Origin of the sequence: Mesorhizobium sp. J18 (assembly GCF_007829525.1) — a bacterium.
In the GTDB taxonomy this organism is placed as follows: Bacteria; Pseudomonadota; Alphaproteobacteria; order Rhizobiales; family Rhizobiaceae; genus VLJP01.
The window spans coordinates 79319-104225 of the sequence record NZ_VLJP01000012.1; the positions used below are offsets into that span (position 1 = coordinate 79319).

At 61.1% G+C, this 24907-nt stretch carries 20 protein-coding genes; 7 read left to right on the forward strand and 13 right to left on the reverse strand.

Going from position 1 to position 24907, the window contains the following annotated elements; translation table 11 throughout:
- The first annotated feature begins 111 nt into the window (after positions 1-111).
- Positions 112-1536 carry a mannitol dehydrogenase family protein gene (locus tag L598_RS06345; RefSeq protein WP_246658663.1) on the forward strand — a complete coding sequence of 475 codons (1425 nt, stop codon included), beginning with the start codon at positions 112-114 and terminating at the stop codon, positions 1534-1536.
- A gap of 112 nt (positions 1537-1648) precedes the next feature.
- Here the strand turns inward: L598_RS06345 and L598_RS06350 are convergent, their stop codons facing one another.
- The 5 genes from L598_RS06350 to L598_RS06370 are packed head-to-tail and all read right to left on the reverse strand — an operon-like array spanning position 1649 to position 6340.
- Positions 1649-2929 carry a TRAP transporter large permease gene (locus L598_RS06350; RefSeq protein ID WP_144861127.1) on the reverse strand — a complete coding sequence of 427 codons (1281 nt, stop codon included), beginning with the start codon at positions 2927-2929 and terminating at the stop codon, positions 1649-1651.
- A 7-nt stretch (positions 2930-2936) separates the two neighbouring features.
- Positions 2937-3434, reverse strand: coding sequence for a TRAP transporter small permease subunit (locus tag L598_RS06355; RefSeq protein WP_144861128.1), 498 nt, complete (start codon positions 3432-3434; stop codon positions 2937-2939).
- A gap of 36 nt (positions 3435-3470) precedes the next feature.
- Positions 3471-4460, reverse strand: a complete 990-nt coding sequence (locus L598_RS06360) for a C4-dicarboxylate TRAP transporter substrate-binding protein (RefSeq protein WP_144861129.1) — start codon at positions 4458-4460, stop codon at positions 3471-3473.
- Between the two features lie 60 nt (positions 4461-4520).
- Complete coding sequence (locus tag L598_RS06365) at positions 4521-5600, reverse strand: Ldh family oxidoreductase (RefSeq protein ID WP_144861130.1); 1080 nt, start codon at positions 5598-5600, stop codon at positions 4521-4523.
- Positions 5597-6340, reverse strand: a complete 744-nt coding sequence (locus L598_RS06370) for an SDR family oxidoreductase (RefSeq protein ID WP_144861131.1) — start codon at positions 6338-6340, stop codon at positions 5597-5599. The genes L598_RS06365 and L598_RS06370 overlap by 4 nt, the downstream gene beginning before the upstream one ends.
- A gap of 202 nt (positions 6341-6542) precedes the next feature.
- Between L598_RS06370 and L598_RS06375 the strand changes: the two genes are divergently transcribed.
- On the forward strand, positions 6543-7577 hold the full coding sequence (locus tag L598_RS06375) for a GntR family transcriptional regulator (protein ID WP_144861132.1): 1035 nt from the start codon (positions 6543-6545) through the stop codon (positions 7575-7577).
- Between the two features lie 20 nt (positions 7578-7597).
- Here the strand turns inward: L598_RS06375 and L598_RS06380 are convergent, their stop codons facing one another.
- Together L598_RS06380 and L598_RS06385 are read right to left on the reverse strand one after the other, a co-directional pair.
- Positions 7598-8683 (reverse strand): SMP-30/gluconolactonase/LRE family protein, encoded by a 1086-nt coding sequence (locus L598_RS06380; RefSeq protein ID WP_144861133.1) that lies wholly within the window; start codon positions 8681-8683, stop codon positions 7598-7600.
- Between the two features lie 96 nt (positions 8684-8779).
- On the reverse strand, positions 8780-9445 hold the full coding sequence (locus tag L598_RS06385; protein WP_144861134.1) for a GntR family transcriptional regulator: 666 nt from the start codon (positions 9443-9445) through the stop codon (positions 8780-8782).
- 122 nt (positions 9446-9567) lie between these two features.
- On the opposite strand from L598_RS06385, the gene dctP reads away from it, so the two are divergent.
- The 5 genes from dctP to L598_RS06410 are packed head-to-tail and all read left to right on the forward strand — an operon-like array spanning position 9568 to position 15427.
- Positions 9568-10572: a TRAP transporter substrate-binding protein DctP gene (dctP, locus tag L598_RS06390; protein WP_144861135.1), complete on the forward strand. Its 1005-nt coding sequence runs from the start codon at positions 9568-9570 to the stop codon at positions 10570-10572.
- Between the two features lie 52 nt (positions 10573-10624).
- Positions 10625-11188, forward strand: coding sequence for a TRAP transporter small permease (locus tag L598_RS06395; RefSeq protein WP_144861136.1), 564 nt, complete (start codon positions 10625-10627; stop codon positions 11186-11188).
- Positions 11185-12501 (forward strand): TRAP transporter large permease, encoded by a 1317-nt coding sequence (locus L598_RS06400; RefSeq protein WP_144861137.1) that lies wholly within the window; start codon positions 11185-11187, stop codon positions 12499-12501. Before L598_RS06395 ends, L598_RS06400 begins: the two co-directional genes overlap by 4 nt.
- Complete coding sequence (locus L598_RS06405; RefSeq protein ID WP_144861138.1) at positions 12498-13898, forward strand: malonyl-CoA decarboxylase; 1401 nt, start codon at positions 12498-12500, stop codon at positions 13896-13898. The genes L598_RS06400 and L598_RS06405 overlap by 4 nt, the downstream gene beginning before the upstream one ends.
- Positions 13895-15427 (forward strand): malonyl-CoA synthase, encoded by a 1533-nt coding sequence (locus L598_RS06410; RefSeq protein WP_144861139.1) that lies wholly within the window; start codon positions 13895-13897, stop codon positions 15425-15427. Before L598_RS06405 ends, L598_RS06410 begins: the two co-directional genes overlap by 4 nt.
- Before the next feature lie 69 nt (positions 15428-15496).
- Here the strand turns inward: L598_RS06410 and L598_RS06415 are convergent, their stop codons facing one another.
- The 6 genes from L598_RS06415 to tkt all read right to left on the reverse strand — a co-directional run bounded on the left by L598_RS06415 (position 15497) and on the right by tkt (position 24716).
- A complete protein-coding gene (locus tag L598_RS06415) occupies positions 15497-16936 on the reverse strand; it encodes an aldehyde dehydrogenase family protein (protein WP_144861140.1) in 1440 nt (479 codons plus the stop codon).
- Between the two features lie 156 nt (positions 16937-17092).
- Positions 17093-18115 carry a class I fructose-bisphosphate aldolase gene (locus L598_RS06420; protein ID WP_144861141.1) on the reverse strand — a complete coding sequence of 341 codons (1023 nt, stop codon included), beginning with the start codon at positions 18113-18115 and terminating at the stop codon, positions 17093-17095.
- Between the two features lie 107 nt (positions 18116-18222).
- The gene (locus L598_RS06425; RefSeq protein ID WP_144861142.1) at positions 18223-19419 is read right to left on the reverse strand and encodes a phosphoglycerate kinase; all 1197 of its coding nucleotides are present in this window, start codon (positions 19417-19419) and stop codon (positions 18223-18225) included.
- 74 nt (positions 19420-19493) lie between these two features.
- A complete protein-coding gene (locus tag L598_RS06430; protein WP_144861143.1) occupies positions 19494-21365 on the reverse strand; it encodes a potassium/proton antiporter in 1872 nt (623 codons plus the stop codon).
- A 208-nt stretch (positions 21366-21573) separates the two neighbouring features.
- Positions 21574-22584 carry a type I glyceraldehyde-3-phosphate dehydrogenase gene (gene gap / locus L598_RS06435; RefSeq protein ID WP_144861144.1) on the reverse strand — a complete coding sequence of 337 codons (1011 nt, stop codon included), beginning with the start codon at positions 22582-22584 and terminating at the stop codon, positions 21574-21576.
- Between the two features lie 137 nt (positions 22585-22721).
- Positions 22722-24716, reverse strand: a complete 1995-nt coding sequence (gene tkt / locus L598_RS06440; protein WP_144861145.1) for a transketolase — start codon at positions 24714-24716, stop codon at positions 22722-22724.
- Between the last annotated feature and the right edge of the window lie 191 nt (positions 24717-24907).

Sequence of the window (24907 nt, forward strand, 5' to 3'; positions counted from 1 at the left end):
GCAGGCGCGTGAGCCGTTATACCCGCAGGAGGAACATCGCTCGTGCGACAAGGGAAGAAATGCGTGCAACAGGATCGGTCCACCCGGCTTTGTGACGGCAATCTCGGCAAAATAAATCGTGAGGTCGAAACACCCGCCTATGATCGTAACGGCATCAGCACCGGCATCGTGCATATCGGCACAGGCGCCTTCCATCGCGCCCATCAGGCCGTCTATGTCGACGATTGCCTGGCGGCCGGCGAAGGTGATTGGGGGATCGTAGGCGCCTCGTTGCGCAGCCCGGATACGCGTGATGCTCTTGGCCCTCAGGATGGCCTTTATACGCTGGCCGTACAGGACAAGGCCGGCGAGAGGCTGCGGGTGATAGGCTCGATTGCGAAACTGCTCGTCGCACCGGAAGACCCGCAGGCTTTGGTGGCGTATCTGGCCGATAAGGCTACGCGCATCGTCACGCTGACGGTGACCGAAAAAGCCTATCTGCGTCGTGGCGACGGCAAGCTCGATCTCGATCATCCCGATATCGCCTGGGATCTTTCGAACCCGCAGCGCCCTCGCACCGTCTACGGCTTTCTGTCCGCCGGCCTCGAAAATCGATTCGCCTCCGGGTTACCGGCCTTCACTGTCCTTTGCTGCGACAATCTTCCGGCCAATGGTGAAACCGTGCGCCAGCTGTTTCTCGAATATGTGACGGCACGCGGCTCCCAATATGCGGAAGCCATGGCGGATGTGGCTTTCCCTTCGACCATGGTAGATCGCATTGTCCCCGCCACGACCGACGAGGATCGCAGCCGGATATCCGGGAAGATCGGCGTGACGGACGCTTGGCCGGTCAAGACCGAGCCTTTCATGCAATGGGTCATCGAGGATCAGTTCCCGCTGGGCCGTCCCCGATGGGAGCGCTTCGGAGTCACGATGGTCGAGGATGTACGGCCATTCGAGGAGATGAAACTCAGGCTCCTGAACGGTGCTCATTCGGCAATGGCCTATCTCGGTCTGCTTGTCGGTCGCGCAAGCGTGGCAGAGGCTTTCAACGATCCTGATATCCGCACTTTTATCAATGGCCTCTGGGAGGAGGCGATCCCCACGCTGCCCCGCGAAGCGGGACTGGAGCCGGACAAATATACCGCTGCACTCGCCGAGCGTTTCAGCAATCCGGCGCTGGTCCATCGCACCGCCCAGATCGCCATGGACGGTAGCCAGAAGCTCCCGCAGCGTATCCTTGCCGCTGCGGCGACGCGACTGCGCGATGGTGCCCCGACCGGCCATCTGCTCACCGTCGTCGCGGCATGGATTGCCTGTTGTGAGGCGCGCGGCAGGACACTGCCGGCGGGACACTTCGCTGATCCGCTCGATGACAGGCTTGCCGACCTCTTTTCCGGAATGTTGTCGGTGAGCGAATTGGTAGCGCAAGTCTTCCAGGTTGCCGGCTTCACATCAATCGACGAAAGCGGCGAGATAGCACGAAGGGTAGCCGTTCATCTCGATGCGATCAGAAATGGCGGGGCACTCGCTGCAATGCGAATGGCCAACGCGTAAGGGACTGCGGAATAAACCAGGCCTCCGCACCGGTTCGACGACTCGATCCGGCTTACGGCGTCTCGGCTAGGGCGCTCGGCCGGAACCGGCCGGCGCGTGTGGGACGACAATATCAGTTGAACAGGAGGTCGGGGACGAAGAGAACCGCCTCCGGGATGAAGATCAGGACCAGCGTGACCAATGTGATTGCTGCCATCAGGGGGAGTGATTCACGCGTATATTCCCCAATCGGGCAGCGCATGATCGAGCAGACCGTGTACATGGCCGCGCCCACCGGCGGGGTGAAATTGCCGATTGTGGCCGCGACGATGAAGACCAGGCCGAAATGCACTGGATCGCCATCGAGCCCCGCGACAAGCGGCAGGAAGATCGGCGTCAGCATGATGATGAGCACCGTGGCGTCGACAAAGAAGCCTGCTATCAGCGTGAAGATGACAATCAGCACCATGACGCCGGAGAGATTGTCGGTAATGCCGAGTATCCAGCCGGAGACGATTTCGGGAATATGCTCAAGGACAATGCCATAGCTGAAGATGGCTGACAGCGCGATAAGGAACATCACGGAGCCGACATCGGAGAGGCTGCCTTCCAGCGCGGCCAGGAAACCCTGTCGTTTCATCTTGCGGTAGACGATGACGCCAATAAAGACGGCGTAGAGAACGGCGAAAGCACCGATCTCGGAGGGCGTGAAGACTCCCAGGCGCAAGCCCAGGAGCAGGAAGACCGGAAACAGCAACGCCCAGATGCCGCCTCGGAACGCCTGGCCAACCTCGCTTGCGTTAGGCCGTGTGTTGCGCTCCGGCGGATAACCACGCCGTTTGGCCGTCAGCCAGACGGCGATGCCGAGTGCGATCCAGAGCAGGAAAGCGGGTACAAAGCCTGCCGCGAAAAGCCGTCCGATGGAAACCTGCCCGATCGTACCGTAAATGATCATCCCGATGCCGGGCGGTATGGTGGGCGTCAGCACCGCGCCGAAAGACAGCACACCAGCGGCAAAACCCCGCGAGAGGCCTCGACGCACCATCTCCTGTCCCAACATGCGCGACTGCATGGCTGCGTCGGCGATTGCCGAGCCGGAGACCCCGCCCATCAAGGCAGACAGGGCCAGCGAGACTTGCGCCAGCCCGCCCTTCAGCCTTCCGGTCAGCACCGAAGCCAGATTAAGCAGCTTTTCGGTGATGCCGGAGTGGTTCATGAAATTGCCGGCCATGATGAAAAGCGGCACCGCCAGCAGGGCGAAGTTCTGCGTTTGCGACACCGTTACCTGAACCGGAATGGTGAATGGCAATTCGGAGTGCTGGACAAAGAACAGCGCTCCGGAAATGCCGATGGCGAAGGCTACCGGCATGCCCATGAGCAGGAGGATGACGAAGGCGACAGAGACGATCAGCATTTCGGCCTCATTCGGTGCTGACCGCTGGTCGCCGCAGCAAGCCGTCATCGAGCATGGCTTGGCGGACCTTCAGGATCGTGGTGATCAGCAGGAGCGTGGCTCCGACCGGCAGACTCATCGTCACCCAGGAATAGCTGACACCCGGAATGCCGTTGAAGCTGCGTGCACGGCTGACCCACGACAAAAGCAGGCCGGAATAGATGAGATAAACGAGGAAGATCGAGATGATCAGATAATTCAGATAAGCAAGCGCCTGCCGCATCCGCTCGGGCGCCCGTTCGGCCACAAGGTTGATCGACATCAGAGAATTATTGCGCCAGGCGATGTCGGCACAGAGGAAGCACGCCCAGGCAAAGAAGCAGGTGGCAAGGTCGATGGTCCAGTTCAGCGGGTTGCGCATCAGCCTTGCTACTCCGCCGGTGAAGATCAGTCCCACCATAAGGAGCAGGAAAATACCGGCGAGGATTGCCTCGATCCTCAGGAGATATGAGTAGAGCGCGCGCATGGCGATCCTCGCCTTCTGATTTTCTTCCCTGCCGGCTTACTTGCCGATCTCTTCGTGCACCTTGTTCTTGGCCTCGGCCAGATCAAGCGCTTCGTAAGCCTTCTCCCCGGCAGCGCGGAAGGCATCCATGTCGACGTCGCTGACAACAGTCATGCCCTCTTCCTGCACTTTGGCCTTTGCCTCCTCGACAGCCTTGGCGACGGTCGCGGAAGTCTCCTGCCCGACGGCGCGGCATTCCTCGACCAGCGCCGTCTGCTGGTCTTCCGGCAGGCCGTTGAACCATTGCGAGCTAACGACCTGAAAATTGACCAGCAGGATATGCGCGGTCTCGTTGGCATATTTCAGCACTTCGTGAAGCTTGCCGGCCGTGATGTTGGGATAGACCAGCTCGGCTCCATCAATCGCCTGCTGCTGCAGTCCCGGATAGACATCGCCGAAATTCATCGCCGTCGGTTCGGCTCCAAGCGCGCGGATGGATTCCTGCCAGATCGGCGCCGGCGGCGTGCGGATGCGCAGACCTGCCAGATCCTCGGGTGTGCGGATTTCCTTGTTCGTGAAGAAATGCCGGAAGCCCTGGATCCAGTCGAAGCAGACCACCTTGAGCCCATGCTGGTCCGCCAGTTCATTCTGCCATTCGATCATGGTCGGCGAGTCGGCGAGGGAGGAGACTTCCTCCAGAGACTCAACGAAATAGGGCCCATTGACCACGGCGATGCCCGGCACATAATTGCCGAGGCGCGCGGCGTCCGTATTCTGGCCGATGTTCGCCCCCTGGCGAATTTGCTCGATGATGTCCTCCTCCACGCCGAGCTGGGCGCTGTGGAAGACCTCTATCTTGAGACCGCCATTGGTGCGTTCTTCGACGCGCTTCGCCCATTCCACAAAACCTTGATGGAAGGGCTCGCCGGGTCCAAGCACATGGTTGAAGCGCAGCGTGTTCTGTTCCTGGGCTATGGCAGGCGCGCTCAGCGCCGACACAATGCCCAGAGCCGCTGTTGCCAGCGCCAGTCTGTTGAACATTTTCATCTTCTCCTCCTGTCTTTTCCTCTATTCCTTCCCGCGGCTTGTCGGGCCGCGGCTTCCTCATCAAAAAGGCATGGCGAGCCCGAAGCGCTCGGCGAGCTTCCTGAACGCTTCTTCCGTTTGCGGATCGATCGGGACGCCCTCGCGGGCGCGGCGGTCGGCTTCCGCCCATTCTCGATCGCCCGGCGCCATGACGGCTTCGCCCGCTCTCGGCTGCGAACTGCGCAGACTGGCCAGATAGCGGTCCATGCCATCGTCGAAGACGGCGCGGTCCACGAATGCTTCCGGTTTGAGCGCCATGACAAAAGCGCCGAGTTTGCGTGGCGTCGCCATATCTGGCCCGCTCATCGGCAAGATATCCGTGCTGAGCCGCATGCCGGTGAAGATGGCGCTGAATATCTCCACCATACCGGCAAGCCCGGCTCCCTTGAATCCAAAGGCACCGCCAAGCGGAGCAAGCATTTCGACCAATTCCGGATCGTCCGTATCGAACCCGTCTGTGCCCGAAGCAACGCCCTCCGGCAGCCTGAGACGCAGCGATCGGTAGAGTTGGACCCGGTTGTAGGGGACGGCGCTGGTCGCCATGTCGAGCAGCCACGGCCGCTGATCGGGAACCGGCACGGCACAGGCGATGGGATTGGTGCCGTGAAACCGGGCAGCGCCGCCATGCAGTCGCACAAAACTGTCGGAATTGCAGAAGGCAAGGCCGACGAGACCGGCTTTGGCAGCCTCAATGGCGAAAGCGCCAGCCGGGCCGAAATGCGAGGAATTGGCGACGGCAACAGCTCCAATGCCGTTGCGTTCGGCAAGACCCACCGCGTGATCCATGGCGGTATAGGCGGCAAGAGCCCCATGGCCGTCATCGGCATCAATCGTCGCCACAGCGCCGAATTCCCGCAGGACGCGCATTTGAGGTTTACCATTTACCCGTCCGCCAGCGAGTACCCAGCAATAATGATCAAGAAGGCGTACGCCATGGCTGTCGATTCCGAGGCGGGAACCATGCATCATTGCCCGGGTCGCGGCGTCGGATGTCGCATTGTCGGCTCCCACCGCCAACAATGCGGCCCGGCAAAAGCTCTCCAGCTTTGGGATGGGTGCCTGGACCGGCGCCTCGACGAGTTTTTCGGCCGCGTCTGTCACAGGGTCTGTCCCCCATCGACCACTATGACGGTACCGGTGGTGAAAGCCGACTCGTCGCTGGCGAGATAGACGGCAGCGGCGGCCATCTCCTCCACCTTGCCAAGCCGGCCCATCGGCTGACGCTCCGTGAAGCGTTGCCGCATATCTTCTGGATTTTCGCTCGACCGGATCCGTTCCTCCAACGAGGGCGTAAGGGTTGTGCCTGGGCAAAGCGCATTGCAACGCACGCCCGTGCGGATGAAGTCCCGTGCGACGGCCTTGGTCATGCCGATCACCGCGGCCTTGCTGGCGCCATAGGCGAAGCGGTCGGCAACGCCGGTCAGGCTGGAGGCGACCGATGCCACATTGATGATGGAACCGGTTCCGCGCTCCAGCATGCCCGGCAGCACGGCGCGGATCGTATAGAACATTGATGTGGCGTTGTGGTGGAGGCTTTTGGTCCAGTCTTCCTCGCTGCAGTCGAGGATCGTGCCGGTATGAACCCAGCCGGCGCAGTTGAAAAGAATATCCACCTGCCCGGCCTCGGCGACCACGCGCGCCACCTCATCGCCCTGCGTCACGTCGAGCGCAAAGGGCTCTATGGCCGGCTGAAGATCCGGCAAGTCCTCCATTTTCGAAAGCGTGCGACTGGTGGCGACAACACGTGCCCCTTCCTCCGCGAAGGCAAGAGCAACGGCACGGCCGATACCTTGACCTGCACCCGTAACCAATGCGTGCTTGCCCGCCAGGCGGCCTGCCATCCCTTCCTCCCCGGAACCAGATACGGACTCATGTCCACACTGTACTGTCTTATGTAGACACTAGACATTTTTTTGCCTGTTGGGCAAGCTGAAATTTGTCGGCCAGCTGCAAACTCCGGGGTCCTGCCTTGCCGCGTTTGGACACTGCGTTGCCGCGCGCCCGCGCAGCGTCTAGAGCGGATGCGACAGGAGAAAAGACCGTATGGGCGAAAGCGCCAAAAACACGAAGAATCAGACGGCGGGCGCGGTCGGCTCCTCTCCACGCCTTTACCAGCGTGCCTTCGATATACTGGCAGGACAAATCGCGAGAGGGGAACTGGCCGCCGGTACGGAGCTGAAGGAGACCGGCATTGCCGCCCAATTCGGCATCAGTCGTGCGCCGGCGCGGCGAGCCCTGGCGGAACTCGCCGAGGCTGGTCTGGTCGAGCGGCGGCAGGGGCAGGGCTTCATCGTTTCCCGACTACGGAACCGAGCAGGTATCGGGAAGCGCAATTCCCGGTCCTCACCGGCGGCAAACGAGGTGCGGCTGGTCTCATTGCCGAGCTGGGAACGCATCTATGGCGAGGTGGAAAGCGAGATTGCCGCGCGTATTTCATTTGCCACCTGGCGCGTCAATGAGGCGGAACTGGCACGCCATTACCGGGTCAGCCGAACTGTGGCGCGTGACGTCATCGGGCGGCTGCAGCAGCGGGGCCTCCTGCGCAAGGACGACCGCTCGCGCTGGTATGCCCAGGCGCTGACGCCGGACCATGTCGGCGAACTCTATGAACTGCGCTGGCTGCTTGAACCTGTCGCTCTGCGCAAGGCGGCGCCGAACGTTCCGCGAGAATTATTGCAGGCGATGCGCGACCGGCTGGGCGATGCGCTTGCCAATGCACACAATATCGATGGTGCCACGCTCGACCGGCTGGAGCACGACCTGCATGTGACGCTCCTTGGCTATTGCGGCAACCAGACGCTCATGCAGGCCATAACGCTCCCCCAATCGCTCCTGATCGCACATCATTTTCTCTACCGCTGGACGGCTCGGCTGTTCGACATAGAGCCGCTGCTGCCCGAGCATATCGGGATCATCGACCGGCTTCTGGCTGAGCGGATCAAAGATGCCTCGACAGCGCTTGAGCGCCATCTGCGCGTGTCGCGTGATCGCGCCATCGCGCGCATCGACGTTATAGCGCGTGGGGCCGAACCGGATCCGCTCCCCTATCTGATCAGATCGGCCTCCGTTTCGTCCTGATTGGCAGCGCCAATCGCTGGTCAGCGAGGGAGGACGCCGATACTGTCCTCGGTAAGGCTGGTGATGATGAGAAGGCTTTCCGGCCCCTCCACGACACCTGTGATCGAGGCATAGGAGCCGGACGGATCCTGCAGGGTTTCCAATATATTGCCATCCTGATCGAAATGGAGAACGAAACCGTAAGGTTGGGGCACCGGCCGCAGCGCCTGCGGCAGCCGTGCCAGGACCTTGCGCAGGAACGGATAGCCGGAAAGGGCGTCCACGGTTGAGGAGCGCGGGCTTGTCAGACCGAGCCAGAATGTCCCGTCATTGGCGCGGCTGGCATTTGCCGGCAGGCCGGGAAGATTGCCGATCAGTGGCTCCACTTCTCCTGACCTCTCGCCTTGAAGCCATAGCCTGAGTACGCGGTAGCTTCCCGTCTCAACCACCAGAAGTGCCGTCTCGTCCTGCGTCAGCGCCACTCCGTCGGCGAATTGCAGCCCATCCAGCAGGACCTCGACACGGCGTGAGGAAGGATCATATCTGAGCAAACGACCGGTGCCGGCATGTTCGAGCAAGGCGGCAGAGGTTGCGATAGGCCCGGCCTCCCTATCGTCAAAATCCCGGATTGTGGATTCGGTCAGGTAAATCGTGCCGTCGGAGCGTACATCCAGTGCTTCCGCATTCGTTATGGGATCGCCCTCTCCAAGCTCGTCCGCCAGCACTGAAACTTTGCCGGCACCGTCAATGGCAAGCAGGCCGCGATCAGCGTCAGCCACGAACAGCCTGCCATCTTTGCCGAAGGTCAGGCCGCGCGGAGAGCCTCCGGTATCGGCGAATAGAGAAAACTGCGCGGTAGCGGCGTCCAGCCGAAGGATTTCGCCTCCCCGGGTAGAGACATAGACATCGCCGTTCTGCGCCACCGCCGCGCTTTCAGGCCCGAAACGGCCCTCCAGCGGCAGCCGCTTCATGGCAATCAGCATATTGTTCGGAGCATAGACACCAGAATAGCCCGGATCACGCGGAGCGGTCCAGGGCACAGGCTGGATGGGGACCGGCCAGAATGCCAGATAGGCAGCGAGGACGACAGCAAGCGCCAAGAGCAACCAGCCGACCCGCCTCATCATGCCAGATTCCTTCACATTCACCGAGGCCGCATCCTTCAACAGCTTGCGACGAACTGCAATGGTGAAGCCTGATTGTCCCGACCCAAGTCTGAGGGCTCAGACAGCCTTCCTCTCGTCGCGGGACAAGGACGCGATAAGGTCGCTGAAGCGGTCTCCCTGCACGGCAATATGACTTCGTAGCAGGTCGCGGGCAGCTTCCGCTTCTCCGGCCAGTATTGCCTCTACGATACGGGTGTGTTCGCTGAAAGATACCTTCATGCGGTTCCGGACCCGCAATTGCAGACGGCGATAGGGTCGCAAGCGGCGGTGCAATGCCGCGCACTGGTCGTAGAGAAAGCCGCTGTGACTGGCCTCATATATTGCGTTATGGAATCTCTCGTTGTCGTAGTAATAGGCGTCCGTATCGCCGCTGGTTGCCGAGCGCTCGCATTTCTCATGGGCCGCGAGCAGCTTGGCGCGGTCTTCCTCGGCATGGCGCCGGGCGGCAAGCGCGCCGGCCATCCCTTCCAGTTCGGCCATGACCTCGAACATTTCGTAGATCCGGTTGGGGCCGGGATCCACGACGACTGCGCCGCGCCGCGGCCTTATCTCCACGAGTCCAATAGCCCCTAACTGGATCAATGCCTCGCGGATCGGCGTGCGTGAGACGCCAAACCGGTTGGCAAGCTGCACCTCGTCGAGCCGTTCACCCGGTGCAAGGGTTCCCGTGACAATGCCGTTTTCAATCTCGTCCCGCAGTTTATGGAAGGTGGTGGCAGCCAATGAACTGATCCTGCTTATGCGAACTTTCTCATCTTGTATACAAGAGCGTTGACTTTGCGCGCAAGAATGGTGATCAATTACCTGATCTGACCAAGAAGGTCGGAAACGCAGGGAGGAAAATCATGAAGAAGTTTGCCGGCATCTTGAGGCTGGCGGCTGTATTCGCCGCAGGCTGTGTGGTCGCGGGAACAGCGCAGGCCCAGACAGTCCTCAAAGCATCGCATCAATTTCCCGGAGGCAAGGGCGACCCCCGGGACGAGATGGTGCAGATCATTGCCAGGGAAGTGGCCGCTGCCGATGTCGGCCTGGAGATCCAGGTCTATCCCGGTTCCTCGCTCTACAAGCCCACCGAACAATGGAATGCCATGACGCGCGGTCTGCTCGACATGTCGTCCTTTCCTCTCGACTATGCATCAGGCCGTCATCCGATCTTTTCGGCGACACTGATGCCCGGCCTGGTCGGCAATCTTGATCGTGCGGAGCGGCTTAACGAGTCCGAATTCATGGCCGACATCAAGAAGGTCATCGAAGAAGCGGGCGTCATCGTCATCGCCGATGCCTGGCTGTCGGGCGCCTTTGCCTCCAAGAAGACATGCGTCACCTCACCCGACACCATCAAGGGTCAGGTTATCCGTTCCGCTGGTCCGGCTTTCGAGGAAATGCTGGCTGCTGCCGGCGCGTCGATCTCTTCGATGCCGTCGTCGGAGATTTATTCCGCCATGCAGACCGGTGTGCTCGACGCAACCAATACCTCGTCGGCCAGCTTCGTCTCCTATCGCCTTTACGAACAGGTCAAGTGCCTTACCGCTCCCGGCGACAATGCGTTGTGGTTCATGTATGAACCTATCCTGATGTCAAAGAGAAGCTATGATCGCCTGTCCGAGGAACAGCAGCAGGCAATCATGGCGGCCGCCGAAAAGGCCGAGGCTTATTTCTCGGAAGAGATCAAGAAGGGTGACCAGGAAATGGTCGACACCTTCGAGAAGGCCGGCGTCGAGGTCGTGGAGATGTCCCAGGAGGACTATAACGCGTGGCTGGCAATCGCCAGGGAGTCTTCCTACAAGAACTTTGCGGAAAAGGTTCCGAACGGCGCCGAGCTCATCGAAAAGGCTCTCGCCGTAGAGTGATCCTTTCTGGTGGCTCGTTCCGCGGGCCGCCCACCCGGCTCCGGATGTGACAATGATAGAAACTTATATCCGCTCCGTGAGCAATCTCTCGCGGGCGCTCGCCATCATAGCGACCTTTCTTCTCGCACTGGCCATGCTGGTGATCTGCGAGATGATCTTCGTACGCTATATCTTACGGCAGGCGACGATCTGGCAGACCGATTTCGTCGTCTTTGCAGCAACGACCTCCATCTTTCTAGGCGCACCCTACGTGCTCCTGAAGAAGGGGCATATTGGCGTCGACGTCATCGAACATCTGGTTGGCGAGGCCACGCGCCGCAGGCTGCGCCTTGCCGGATGCTGGCTCGGCTTCGTCTTCTGCGTCATCATGCTGGTAGCGAGCTGGATCAATTTCCACGAAGCCTGGGTGAATAACTGGACGACGTCGTCTGTGTGGGGTCCGCCATTGTGGATTCCCTACTCGGCCGTACCGGCAGGCTTCGCATTGCTATGCCTGCAATACGTCGCCGAGATTCTCCGCCTTCATATCGATGCAAATGCCGCTGCGCTGGAACCGGAAGCCGAGATATCCGCCTTCAAGGAAACCGCCGAACCCGGCAAAGGAATCCCCTCATGAGCCCGACCGTTGCCGGCCTCCTTCTCATTGCAGGTCTTTTCGTCCTTCTCGGCACCGGCATGCCGATCGCCTTCGCGCTCGGCCTGGCCGCCGTCACCGCTCTGCTCCTGCAAGGCGGTTTCGGTATGCTCTATGTTCTGTCCGAAACCATGTATGCCGGCATTGCCAATCTCGCCTTCGTGTCGATTCCGATGTTCGTGCTGATGGGGGCAGCCGTCGCGTCATCGCCTGCCGGAGGTGACCTCTACCAGGCGCTCGATCGCTGGCTTAACCGCGTTCCCGGCGGGCTCGTATTGTCCAACATCGGCGCCTGCGCCATTTTCGCCGGCATGACCGGCTCCTCACCGGCCACCGCCGCCGCGATTGGAAAGATGGGCATCCCCGAAATGACGAGCCGCGGCTATCCATCGTCGGTCGCTGCAGGGTCGATCGCGGCGGGCGGCACGCTCGGCATACTGATTCCGCCCTCGGTGACACTGATCGTCTATGGCATCTCGACGGAGACCTCGATAGGCCGGCTCTTCATGGCCGGTGTCATTCCGGGCCTGATGTTGACGGCCATGTTCATGGCCTGGGCGCTGATTGACTGCAAGCGCAAAGGCTATGACTTCGCCGCACAGGCCATACGCTACAGCCTCGTTGAAAAATTCTCGAACCTGCCGCGGGTGCTGCCCTTCCTGATCATCATCGCCGGTACGCTTTACGTACTTTACGGCGGCATCGCCACGCCCTCGGAAGCCGCCGGCGCCGGTGCCTTCCTGACCTTGGCGGTGATCATCGTCATCTATCGTCTTTTCAAGTTTCGGCCGGTTTCAACCATATTCACGACCGCCATGCGCGAGAGCGTGATGATCATGATGATCCTGGCAGCGGCAGAACTCTTCGCCTTTGCGCTTTCATCTTTGTTCATCACCCAAACGATCGCCGCCGCCATTGCCGGAATGGAGGTGAACCGCTGGGTGCTGATGGCCGTGATCAACCTGTTTTTGCTTGTTGCCGGCATGTTCCTGCCGCCGGTTGCCATCATCGTCATGTCGGCGCCGCTGCTCTTTCCGATCGTCACCCAGGCCGGCTTCGACCCGTATTGGTTTGCCATCGTGCTGACCATCAATATGGAAATCGGGCTGATCTCGCCGCCGATCGGGCTCAACCTTTTCGTCATCAACGCCATCGCGCCGAATATCCCGACAAAGGAAATCCTTTGGGGTGCCTTGCCCTATGTTCTGGTAATGCTCCTGGCTATCGTCATCTTGTGCATCTTTCCCGGTATAGCCACATGGCTACCGAACCAGATGCTGGGAGCAGCCCTATGAACACGTCATCGATCTTCGGTGATATGCTGCAGGCGATAGCCGATCGCGGGAGGAGGCTTCTGTCCTTTTCCGGCTGGCAGCCGCTGCAGCCGCACAATCGAAAGGACCTGGAAAAGGCCTGCGAGAACCTGCTCTCGCGGCGCGGAGAGGCGTCGGGGATGGCGCTGGCAGGGGACATATTGCAGCGCTGGGAACGCTCGAGTGACGACGAACGGCGTGCTTTCATGGTCATGCTCCTGGAAAAATTCGGCCCCGATTCCGAACGTCTCGAAAAGGCTATAGAGGCTTACCGGGCTGAACGGACGCCCCAGACATTGCGCGAACTTCACGACGCCGCCGAACCACGGCGACAGGAATTGATCCGCCGGCTCAACCTCGCTCCGAACGGTATCGCGACGCTGGTGCGTATGCGCGAAACGCTGCTCGACCTGAAAGCGGAACAGCCCGATCTCGAAGCCGTGGACGCCGATTTCGCCCATCTTTTCGGCTCGTGGTTCAACAGAGGCTTTCTTATGCTGACGCCGATAGACTGGTCCACGCCGGCCAATATCCTGGAAAAGATCATTCGCTACGAGGCTGTGCACGAAATCCACGACTGGGATGAATTGCGCCGGCGGCTAGACCCGGAGGATCGCCGCTGCTTCGCCTTTTTCCATCCGCAACTTGTGGACGAGCCGCTGATCTTTGTTGAAGTTGCCCTGACCAAATCAATATCCAGTTCCATCGCCGAGCTGCTCGACGGAGACCGGACGCCGATCCGCCCTGCCGAAGCGACCACCGCAGTCTTCTATTCAATCTCCAATTGCCAGAAGGGCCTGCGCGGCATTTCCTTCGGCAATTTCCTCATCAAGCAGGTTGTCGAGGAACTGCGCCGGGAACTGCCCAGGCTTGAAAACTTCGCCACCTTGTCGCCCCTGCCGGGCTTCGCCGCCTGGCTTGCCGCCGAAAGGGAAACCGACGCCCCGGCTCCTGCCGTGCGTGATCAGGAGGCGCTGGCGCTGCTCGATGAACCAGGTTGGCCGGATGATCCCGAGGCGAGAGCAACGCTGGAGGCTTTTCTGTTGCCGGCTACGGCCCATTATCTGCTGAGAGCCCGCAACCGGCGCGGCTTGCCCGTGGATCCCGTGGCCCGTTTCCATCTCGGCAACGGGGCCCGGCTGGAAAGAATCAACTTTCTGGCCGACCGTTCGCCGCGTGCCATGCGTCAGTCCCACGGCATGATGGTCAATTATCTCTACCGGCTCGGTGACATCGAGGCCAATCATGAGGCCTTTGTTGAACATGGAGAAGTGGTTTCGGCCCCTGCCGTCAAGCGGCTGCTGCGCAACGAACGCCCCGCCCCCAGAGCGTTGCCGCCGGCAAAACGAAAAGATGCCGATCAGGAGCTGACTTCATGACCAATCACATGTTCGATGCGATCCGCGGAGCGATCGCGTCGGAAGAAGCCGTCTTCATCGAAACCATGGAAGGGCGGATCTGGACCTATGGCGAAATGCTGGAATTCTCCGGCCGCTTCGCCAATGCGCTGGCGGCGCTCGGTGTCACCCCCGGCGACCGTGTAGCCGTGCAGGTGGAAAAAAGCGTCGAGGCGCTGATCCTATATATTGCATGCTTGCGCGCAGGCGCCGTCTATCTGCCGCTGAACACTGCCTATACGCTTGCCGAGCTCGACTATTTCATCGGCGATGCCGAGCCCCGAATTGTGGTTGCAAAGCCCTCGATAGCCGACGGCATCCGGACGGTTGCGGGGAAACATGGGGCTCTTGTCGAGACGCTCGGCGAAGCGGGCGACGGCTCCCTGATGGAGAAAGCCACAGGATCGAAGAGCGAGTTCACCGATATTGTACGCGGTGCCGATGATCTTGCGGCGATCCTCTATACATCGGGCACGACCGGCCGTTCCAAGGGCGCCATGCTGACGCATGACAATCTGCTGTCCAACGCCCTGACGCTCAAGGACTACTGGCGTTTCACTGCCGAGGATCGGCTGATCCACGCTCTGCCCATCTTCCACACGCATGGCCTTTTTGTCGCGACGAACACGGTCCTGATGGCGGGAGCATCCATGCTTTTCCTGCCGAAATTCGATGCCGACAGGATTCTCGAACTGATGCCGCGCGCGACCACCATGATGGGCGTGCCAACTTTCTATGTGCGGCTCCTGCTGCATCCCGGCCTCAACCGCGAAATCGCGGCAGGCATGCGGCTTTTCGTGTCAGGCTCGGCGCCACTCCTGGCCGATACGCATCGGAGCTTCCACGAGCGCACCGGTCACGCCATCCTGGAACGTTACGGCATGACCGAGACAAACATGAATACGTCGAACCCTTACGAAGGCGAGAGGATCGCCGGCACGGTCGGCTTCCCGCTTCCGGATGTGGAGTTGCGCGTGGTCGATCCTGAAACAGGTTCGCCTCTGCCTACAGGCGAGACCGGAATGATCGAGGTGAGGGGGCCGAATGTCTTCAAGGGCTATTGGCGCATGCCGGAAAAGACCAGGGCCGAGTTCCGCCAGGACGGCTTCTTCATCACCGGCGATCTCGGCAAGATCGACGACCGCGGCTATGTTTCGATCGTCGGTCGCGGCAAGGACCTGGTTATTTCGGGCGGCTACAACATCTATCCCAAGGAAGTGGAGGTCGAGATAGATCAGCTGCCCGGCGTGGTCGAAAGCGCCGTGATCGGCGTGCCGCATCCCGATTTCGGCGAGGGCGTAACCGCGGTCGTGGTCAGGGAGCCGGGTTCCGGCATAGATGAGAAGACGGTTGTCGCCTCGTTGGCCGATCGGCTTGCCCGCTACAAGCAGCCCAAGCGTGTCATTTTTGTCGATGAGCTGCCGCGCAACACGATGGGCAAGGTTCAGAAGAACGTGCTGCGCGACACCTATGCCAATCTCTTCAGGGAGAATGAGCAGGCCGGCAGCTAGAGTATCCTTTCCTTGACCAAAACGGATACTCTAACCGGCCCGCGCATCCTTGACTGGTCCAGCCGCTGTCTATTCCGCGGCCCAGCCGGAAATGGCTTTCACTTCAAGGAATTCCTCGATACCCCAGACGCCGCCTTCGCGTGCGCGGCCGGAGGCCTTGACGCCCCCGAAGGGGGAGCCAGCCCCGCGCGGCTGACCGTTCATCTCCACCATGCCGGAGCGCAGACGTCGTGCCACCCTGTTGCGCTTCTGGCCATCCTCGCTCTGGACATAATTGGTTAGGCCGTAAGGCGTGTCATTGGCGATCTGTATCGCTTCTTCCTCGGTCTCGAACGGAATGATCGAGAGCACCGGGCCGAAGATCTCTTCGCGCGCGATGGTCATGTCATTGGTCACATCGGCAAAGACGGTCGGTCGCGCAAAGAAGCCGCGATTCAATCCGGCTGGCCGGCCCGGGCCGCCGGCAACGAGGCGAGCGCCTTCATCGATCCCCTTCTGGATCAGACGCTGGACCTTCTCGAACTGGGCCGCGGAAGAGAGGGGCCCGATATGCCTGCCGGCCTCGTGGGCCGATTTCACCTCGGTCGCTTCGGCCACCTCGCGCGCGATCTCGACCGCCTTGTCGTAGATCGGGCGCTCCACCAGCATGCGCGTGGGCGCATTGCAGCTCTGGCCGGAATTGTTGAAGCAATGCACCGTGCCGCGCTTGACCGCCTTCTCGTCCGCATCGGCAAAGATGATGTTGGCGCCCTTGCCGCCCAGTTCGAGAGAGACCCGCTTCAGGCTATCGGCGGCCGTTTTCGATATGGCGATGCCTGCGCGGGTGGAACCGGTGAAGCTGATCATCTCCACGTCGGGATGCGATGAAAGCTGCGTGCCAACGCCGGCACCATCCCCGTTTACGAGATTGAAGACACCGGGCGGCACGCCCGCGGCATCAACAATCTCAGCAAAGACCATGGAAGAGAGCGGAGCAATTTCCGACGGCTTCAGAACCATGGTGCAGCCCGCAAGCAGAGCGGGAATGACCTTCAGCGTCACCTGGTTCATGGGCCAGTTCCACGGCGTGATCAATCCGACGACCCCGATCGGCTCCATGGCGATCCGGTCGTTCGGCGCATGATCTCCGAGTGGCCGGAGGAACTCGAATGATTTGAAGGCGGTTATGAAGTTCGATATGTGCCAGGTACCGGCCCCGACCTGGCTCTGGCGCGCCATGTCGATCGGCGCGCCCATTTCCATGCTGATCGCCTGCGCCATGTCCTCGGCGCGCGACTTGTAGACTTCGAGGATCTTCTCGACAAAGGCGAGACGGTAGGACGGTTCGGTACGGGACCATTCCTCGAAGGCCCGTTTGGCCGCCGTCACGGCCTTGTCCGTGTCGGTCTGGCCGCCAAGGGAGATGACGGCGCAAGGCTCTTCGGTGGAGGGGTCTATCACCTCACAATCACTTGGCGTGGCAGGTTTCACCCAGCGTTCGTCGATATAGAAATCTCTCTTTTCAATCATCGCAAACTCCTGAAAACCCCTGCACGGGTAAGAATGTAAGTAGCTTACCGGATCAAAAAAATAGGCCTCGGCGAGCCAATTCAATGCGACAGCAAAAACTCCAGCGACACCCTTCCGAATGCCGCTGCCGTGGTTGGAATGGCCGTTCGGCCTTGCCTATGCCGCCTCGAGCTCGTTCTTCCACTGGCCTTTGGCCGCCAAGCCATTCATGCGCGCACGATGCGAGAAGGCGGCTTGGGCGGCGGCAACGTTTTCGGCCTTGCCCGACCAGGCTTTTTGCGGCGCGGCCTGCAGGGCGCGGCCATAGGAGAAGGTCAGCTTCCACGGATGCGGGCCGATGGCATTGATCGCATTGAGGTTGGCTGTCGCCTCCTCGTCCGACTGACCACCCGACAGGAAGGCGATGCCGGGTACAGCCGCGGGTACGACTTCCCGGAACAGCTTGATCGTCCACTCGGCGACCTCCTCGGGGCTGTTCGCCTTGCCCGATTTCTTGCCGGCGATCACCATGTTCGGCTTCAGGACGGTGCCTTCGAGCTTCACCCGCGCGGCATACAGCTCCCCGTAGAGCTTGAGGAGCGTTGCCTTGGTGACCTCGTAGCAGGTTGCGATGTCATGCGAGCCGTCCATCAGCACTTCCGGCTCGACGATCGGCACGATGCCGGCCTCCTGGCAAAGCGCGGCATAGCGCGCCAGCGCATGGACATTGGAGCCGATCGCGGTAGCCGAGGGGACACCTTTGGCGACGTCGATGTCGATCACCGCGCGCCATTTGGCGAAGCGTGCGCCGAGCTTGTAATATTCCTCAAGCCTCTCGCGCAAACCGTCCAGCCCTTCCGTGATCGTGTCGCCCGGGAAGCCGGCCAGCGGCTTGGCGCCCTTGTCGACCTTGATGCCGGGGATGGCGCCGGTGGCCTTGATCAGATCGACGAGCGGGGTGCCGTCGGCGGCCTTCTGGCGGATCGTCTCATCGAAGAGAATGACGCCGGAAATGTAGTTCTTCATGGCCTCCGTTGAGCGGAACAAGAGCTCACGATAATCCCGCCGTGTTTCCTCCGTTGAGGGCACGCCTATGGCGTCGAAACGCTTCTTGATTGTGCCGGAGCTTTCGTCGGCAGCCAGAATTCCCCTGCCGTCTGCAACCATGGCGGCTGCGATGTCTTCAAGCCGTTCGCTCATCATATACTCCTGACCTACGGGTTACACCGCCCGCGAATAGCAGATGATCGGGCAAAACGGAATGCACCCTTCCAATCGCTAATCGATTGAAAGGAAAGCTTTTTCGCCTATTTTGCGAGAGCGTCCACGCCGGGCAGCGGCTTTCCCTCCATCCATTCGAGAAATGCCCCGCCCGCCGTTGACACATAAGTGAAGTCGTCAGCCACACCCGCATGGTTGAGGGCCGCGACCGTGTCTCCGCCGCCGGCGACCGAGACCAGCGCGCTTTCGCGCGTGCGTCGGGCCGCATGGCGAGCGGCCGACACGGTGGCGTCGTCGAAGGGTTCGATCTCGAATGCTCCCAGCGGTCCGTTCCAGACCAGGGTTTTCGCGCGGTCGATCCATTCGATGACGGTCTTCACCGTGTCCGGGCCGACATCGAGGATCATCGCGTTGGCCGGCACGCTGTCGACGGAGACTGTCTCATTGTCGGCCCCCGACTTGAACTCGCGCGCCACGACCGAGTCGGAAGGCAGGACAATCGCGCAGCCGCTCGAGGCGGCCTCGATCATGATCTGCTTGGCTGTGTCCGCCAGATCGTGTTCGGCAAGCGATTTTCCGACCGCAGTGCCCCGCGCGGCAAGGAAGGTGTTGGCCATGCCGCCGCCGATCACAAGCGCATCCACTTTCTTCACCAGGTTCATCAGGAGATCGATCTTCGTCGATACCTTCGCGCCGCCAACAATGGCCAGCACTGGTCGAACCGGATTGCCGAGTCCTTTTTCCAGCGCCTCCAGTTCCGCCTGCATGCTGCGCCCAGCATAGGCCGGCAGCAGATGGGCCAGGCCCTCGGTCGAGGCATGGGCGCGGTGAGCGGCGGAAAAGGCATCGTTTACATAGATGTCGCCATTGGCTGCCAGGGCACGGGTGAATTCCGGATCGTTTGCCTCTTCGCCGGCATGGAAGCGGGTATTTTCAAGTAAAAGCACCTTGCCGTCCGACATGGCGGCGATCGCCTTCGAGGCGGCGTCTCCAATGCAGTCAGCCGCGAAACGGACCTCCTTGCCAACAACCGCACTGGTGGCATCTGCAACCGGCGCAAGGGAGAATTCTTCCGACGGCTTGCCTTTCGGGCGGCCGAAATGAGCGAGCAGGATCACCTTTGCGCCCTTGTCGGAAAGCTCCCGGATCGTCGGTACGATGCGTTCGATGCGAGTAGCATCGGTGACTTTTCCGTTCTTCATGGGAACGTTGAGATCGACACGCACCAGAACGCGCTTGCCTGCTACCGCCGCCAGATCGTCAAGTGTCCTGAACCCGCTCATCCATCGTCTCCCCTGTCATCCAAGGCCTGCGAAGATACCGCCGAACTGGGCGGAGACAAGGCACGCGGCAGCGACTAATGGTCCTGCTTGGTCATAGGAGCTTCATCGGCTACGGCGGCCGGAGGCTGTGTACCGGATCGCCGGTTTCTCCTGCTTGCGACGAAATCGCGCACCCGATCGAGGATCTCGCCGGCACTGAGAAAAACCGGTACCCGACGCGGTGACATCATGGGTTCGAGCGACAGGCCAACGGCCGTGATATTGCCGTCGTCGTCCACATCGCGAACAATCAGCTCAATCGGGCCGAGAGCCACGCGATCGCCATAGCCCGCGTGACCTCCCAATCGCTCGCCGATCAGTTCCGCGATCGTGAGACCCAGTTCCCTTTCGGACAAACCGGGCGCATAGGCCGCCTCGATATCCGTCGCGGGCCTGTCCGGCTCGACTGCGAAGGCACCGAAGAAATCCGCATCCTCTGGATCGACTTCCGCGCGGCTGGCAAACAGCCGGTCGAGCAGGCGCGGATAGCGATCGGGCACAAAGATATAGACCAGATCGCCTGCAACGAGCCTGCCGGCATATTGATATCCCATCGAGCGGCCGTCCCGCACGACGAGAGAAGGCCGAGCCCAGCGCGGGATGCGTTGCCCGCGCTCCACCGGACTGCCGGCCACCACCCTGTAGGCAAGAAGCTCATGATGTGCCGATCCCGGAAGTTCGAGTTCGAACTTCTCCAGAGGCCCTATGCGCGGCGGCAGGACCAGACCCAGGCGGCGCGCCAGCGGTCCGACGGTCCAGCCCTGGACAACCAGGGAGGTCAGCACGGTAATAAAGGCGAAGTTGAAAATCGCGCGGCCGTTCTCCAATCCCCCGATAAGGGGCGTGATCGCGAGCAAGATGGAGACCGCCCCGCGCAGTCCCACCCACGAGATGAACGCTGTTTCAGCGCGCGGGAAACGGAACGGGAGCAGACAGACGGCAACCGCGATGGGCCGAGCGAGGAAAATCAGGATCAGACCGATGGCAAGGGCCGGCAGCAGGATCTGCAAGAATTGCGAAGGCGTGGCAAACAGGCCCAGCACCAGAAACATGACGATCTGCGCCAGCCAGGTCGTGCCGTCCAGGAAACGCTTCAGGCTGGCGGTCGAGCGCATCCCGGAATTGCCCGCCACGAGACCTGCCACATAGACGGCGAGGAAGCCGGATCCGCCTATTGTCCCGGCCGCTGCGAACAGGAGGAGCGAGAGCGTCAGCACGAAGATCGGCAACAGGCCCTGATCAAGTTTCAGCCATTCCACGAGACGGGCGATGACATAACCGCCGGCGAGGCCAGCGGCTGCGCCAAAACCCATCTGCTTCAGGAAACCGAGCACGATTTCGCCAGTAAGTTCCGCCGTTTCGACCTGTCCGCCCGCAGCTATCACGCCGACCAGCGACAGCGTGAGGAATATGGCGATGGGGTCGTTGGAGCCAGATTCGATCTCGAGCGTCGTGCGGACGCGTTCACGAACGGCGATATTGCCCGCGCGCAGCAGGAAAAATACCGCCGCGGCATCCGTCGAGGCCACCGTGGACCCGAGAAGAAAGGATTCGAGCCAGGTGAAATCGGTCAGGAAATGAATTGCCAAACCCAGCAGGCCAGCAGTCAATACGACGCCCAGCGTGGCGAGCGACAGGGCAGGCAGTGCGGCCTGGCGGAAGGAAGCGAGCGATGTGCCAAAACCGGAATCGAAAAGAATGATCGCGAGTGCCAGCGAACCGATGAAATAGGCGAGGTGGGCATTGTCGAAATCAAGACCGAGCCCGTCAGTGCCTGCAACCAACCCTATCCCCAGAAAGATGAGGAGCAGAGGGGCGCCGAAGCGATAGGCGATCAGGCTCGAAAACGCTGCTGCGAGTATCAGCGCGGTCACCACCAGCGTTACGAGATAGATGCCTTGCTCCATTCCCCTCTCTTTCCTTCGGCCGCCCATCAGTTGGACTGCGGCAACGCGAAGACCTCTCAGACAGGCGTATACACGCCGTCCGCCGGATCGACGTGCATCTGATTACACGCACATTTATTCATATCGGATGACGAAACAAGGAATACCCGAACGCAAAACGCCCGGCCGAGAAGACCGGGCGGCTTTCGCAGGTGGCCTGAGAACCAGGTCAACCGATCGTCTTGCCCAGAGCGACAGCCGTGTCCGCCATGCGGTTGGAGAAGCCCCATTCATTATCGTACCATGACATGACGCGCACGAGGTCGCCCTCGATGACCTTGGTCTGGTCGAGCGCGAAGGTGGAGGAGGCCGGATTATGGTTCATGTCGATCGAGACCAGGGGCTCCCGCGTATAGGCGAGGATGCCCTTCAGTTCGCCGTCGGCCGCCTTGACCAGTGCCTCATTGACCTCCTCGACCGTGACTTTCCTTTTCGGCACGAACTTGAAGTCGATGACGGAGACATTCGGCGTCGGCACACGGATCGACACGCCGTCGAGCTTGCCCTTGAGCTCAGGCAGCACGAGGCCGACAGCCTTCGCCGCGCCCGTGGAAGTCGGGATCATCGACATCGCCGCCGCACGGGCGCGATAGAGATCCTTGTGCATGGTATCAAGCGTCGGCTGGTCGCCCGTATAGGCATGAATCGTCGTCATGAAGCCCTTCTCGATGCCGAAGGCGTCATGCAGAACCTTGGCGACCGGGGCCAGGCAGTTGGTAGTGCAGGAGGCGTTGGAGATGACCACGTGGTCCCTGGTGAGCTTATCGTGGTTGACGCCGTACACGACGGTGAGATCGGCGCCATCCGCCGGCGCGGAGACAATGACGCGCTTGGCGCCTGCCTGAAGATGCGTGGACGCCTTTTCCTTGGAGGTGAAGATGCCGGTGCATTCCAGCACAATGTCGACGCCGAGATCGCCCCATGGAAGCTTCGACGGATCACGTTCGGCCAGGACCTTGAAGCTGTCCTTGCCGACCTGAATGGTATCGCCCTCGACCTTCACCTCGCTCGGGAAGCGGCCATGGACGCTGTCGTAGCGCAAGAGATGGGCATTGGTTTCGACCGGACCGAGATCGTTAATCGCGACCACGTCGATATCGGTGCGGCCGGATTCGTAGATGGCGCGAACAATGTTGCGGCCGATGCGGCCAAATCCGTTGATAGCGACCTTTACTGTCATGAACTTCTCCTTGGGGAACCGGAGGCGCACGCACGCGGCGCTCTATCATCTTGGGACGGTCGCTTCATACCGAGTGCGACGCAAAGAATCCAGACTTTGCGCTCGCCAATTGCTGATCCAGAGGAGAGTCCGGCCTGTCAGGCAGCTTTTGGCAGCCTCGCCTGCACGGCTTTTACGACCGCCTCGGCCGTGATGCCGAAATGCTCGAAAAGCTTTTCGGCAGGCGCACTGGCACCGAACCCGGTCATGCCGACGAAAAGACCATCATTGCCGATAATCTCGTCCCAACCCTGGCGGATGCCTGCTTCGACGGCCACTTTCACCGGCGCGGTACCGATGATCGCGGCGCGATAGTCCTCATCCTGCTCGTGGAAGAGTTCGAAACAGGGCACGGAGACCACGCGTGCCGGCCGGCCGCTGTCTTCCAGCAGTTTCCGGGCGGCAAGAGCGATCTCGACTTCGGAACCGGTGGCGAAGATCGACACTTCCGCCTCGTCGCTTGCCGGAGCCAGCTCATAGGCGCCGCGCGCACACAAATTCTCTTCCTCGTGCTCGAGGCGCACGGCCGGCAGGTTCTGCCGCGTCAGGGCGAGGGTCGAAGGCGTCTTGGTGGCGTTCAGGGCCAACTGCCAGCATTCGGCGGTTTCGACCGCATCGGCCGGCCGGAAGACGTAGTGGTTGGGGATAGCGCGCAGGGCAGCCAGATGCTCGACCGGCTGATGTGTCGGTCCATCCTCGCCCAGTCCGATCGAATCATGCGTCATGACGAAGATGGTGCGAATGCCCATCAGCGATGCCAACCGCATCGCGGGTCTCGCATAGTCCGAGAAGGTGAGGAAGGTGCCGCCATAGGGAATGACCCCGCCATGCAGCGTCATTCCGTTCATGACCGCCGCCATGCCGTGCTCGCGGATCCCGTAGTGAATATAGCGGCCGGAATAGTCGCCTGCCTTTATCGGCTTGGTCTGGCTGGTCTTTGTGTTGTTGGAACCGGTCAGGTCCGCCGATCCGCCGATGGTCTCGGGCACGCAGTCATTGATGACCTCGAGCGCCATTTCAGACGATTTGCGGGTTGCGACCTTCGGCTTCTCCTGGACGAGCCGCCGCTTGTATTCATCGATCGCCGCATCGAGGCTGATTGGAAGGTCTCCGCGCATACGCCGTTCGAATTCACCGCGCGTCTCGGCGTCGCTGGCCGTGAGCCGCTTCTCCCATTCCTTGCGCTCGCGCGCCGAACGAAGACCGGCAAGACGCCAGTCATCGAGGATATCCGAGGGCACGACGAAGGGAGCCGAGTCCCAGCCCAGCGCCTTGCGGGCCCCGGCGATCTCCTCCGGGCCGAGCGGCGAGCCATGGGCTTTGGCCGTACCGGCCCTGGTGGGAGCGCCAAAGCCGATGGTTGTCTTGAATGCGATCAGGGTCGGGCGGTGTGACGCGCGTGCGGCCTCGATGGCGGAAGCGATCGCCTCCGGGTCCTGCCCATCCGCCCGCAAGGTATTCCAGCCGGAAGCGGCGAAGCGCGCGAGCTGGTCAGTCGAATCGGCAAGAGAGACGGGACCGTCGATGGAGATTTCGTTGTCGTCCCACATGACGATCAGCTTGTTGAGCTTCAGATGTCCGGCGAGCGACAGCGCTTCCTGGCTTATACCTTCCATCAGGCAGCCGTCACCGGCCAGCACATAGGTATAGTGGTCGACGAGGTCGTCGCCGAAACGGGCGTTCAGGATACGCTCGGCAAGCGCCATGCCCACTCCGTTGGCCAATCCCTGTCCGAGTGGCCCGGTGGTGGTCTCGATGCCGGCGGCGTGGCCGTATTCCGGGTGCCCTGCTGTGCGCGAGCCTAGCTGGCGGAAATTCTTGATCTCATCGATCGTGATGTCTTCATAGCCGAGCAGGTAGAGCAGCGAGTAAAGCAGCATCGATCCGTGGCCGGCGGACAGGACGAAGCGGTCGCGATCGGCCCAGCGCGGGCTCTTCGGATCATGCGTCATGAAACGGGTGAACAGGACCGTCGCGATGTCGGCGGCCCCCATGGGCAATCCGGGATGGCCGGAATTTGCCTTTTCAACGGCATCCATGGACAGGAAACGGATCGCATTCGCCATCCGGTCGTGTTTTTCGCGTGGGATCATGTTCGCTCGCAGTCGATGGCGGCTGGACTTTGCCCGGGGAGCAATCCCCTGAAAGGCAGGCGACACATAGCAGGTGAGGTCGCCAAGTCAACAAAGCGAGCCGGACCATTCAGAGATTCGAACAGCCCTGTCGAAGGCGCTGTATCCGATACCGGGGGATAGGTGAACTGCTTTGTTGACGCCGGCTTAAC

Bases quoted from the DNA above. Each gene is read 5' to 3' on its own strand.
- L598_RS06350 (WP_144861127.1), bottom strand. From the start codon at position 2,929: ATGCTGATCGTCTCTGTCGCCTTCGTCATCCTCCTGCTCATGGGCATG.
- L598_RS06355 (WP_144861128.1), bottom strand. From the start codon at position 3,434: ATGCGCGCGCTCTACTCATATCTCCTGAGGATCGAGGCAATCCTCGCC.
- L598_RS06360 (WP_144861129.1), bottom strand. From the start codon at position 4,460: ATGAAAATGTTCAACAGACTGGCGCTGGCAACAGCGGCTCTGGGCATT.
- L598_RS06370 (WP_144861131.1), bottom strand. From the start codon at position 6,340: ATGGCAGGCCGCCTGGCGGGCAAGCACGCATTGGTTACGGGTGCAGGT.
- L598_RS06375 (WP_144861132.1), top strand. From the start codon at position 6,543: ATGGGCGAAAGCGCCAAAAACACGAAGAATCAGACGGCGGGCGCGGTC.
- L598_RS06380 (WP_144861133.1), bottom strand. From the start codon at position 8,683: ATGATGAGGCGGGTCGGCTGGTTGCTCTTGGCGCTTGCTGTCGTCCTC.
- dctP (WP_144861135.1), top strand. From the start codon at position 9,568: ATGAAGAAGTTTGCCGGCATCTTGAGGCTGGCGGCTGTATTCGCCGCA.
- L598_RS06395 (WP_144861136.1), top strand. From the start codon at position 10,625: ATGATAGAAACTTATATCCGCTCCGTGAGCAATCTCTCGCGGGCGCTC.
- L598_RS06400 (WP_144861137.1), top strand. From the start codon at position 11,185: ATGAGCCCGACCGTTGCCGGCCTCCTTCTCATTGCAGGTCTTTTCGTC.
- L598_RS06405 (WP_144861138.1), top strand. From the start codon at position 12,498: ATGAACACGTCATCGATCTTCGGTGATATGCTGCAGGCGATAGCCGAT.
- L598_RS06410 (WP_144861139.1), top strand. From the start codon at position 13,895: ATGACCAATCACATGTTCGATGCGATCCGCGGAGCGATCGCGTCGGAA.
- L598_RS06415 (WP_144861140.1), bottom strand. From the start codon at position 16,936: ATGATTGAAAAGAGAGATTTCTATATCGACGAACGCTGGGTGAAACCT.
- L598_RS06420 (WP_144861141.1), bottom strand. From the start codon at position 18,115: ATGAGCGAACGGCTTGAAGACATCGCAGCCGCCATGGTTGCAGACGGC.
- L598_RS06425 (WP_144861142.1), bottom strand. From the start codon at position 19,419: ATGAGCGGGTTCAGGACACTTGACGATCTGGCGGCGGTAGCAGGCAAG.
- L598_RS06430 (WP_144861143.1), bottom strand. From the start codon at position 21,365: ATGGAGCAAGGCATCTATCTCGTAACGCTGGTGGTGACCGCGCTGATA.
- gap (WP_144861144.1), bottom strand. From the start codon at position 22,584: ATGACAGTAAAGGTCGCTATCAACGGATTTGGCCGCATCGGCCGCAAC.
- tkt (WP_144861145.1), bottom strand. From the start codon at position 24,716: ATGATCCCACGCGAAAAACACGACCGGATGGCGAATGCGATCCGTTTC.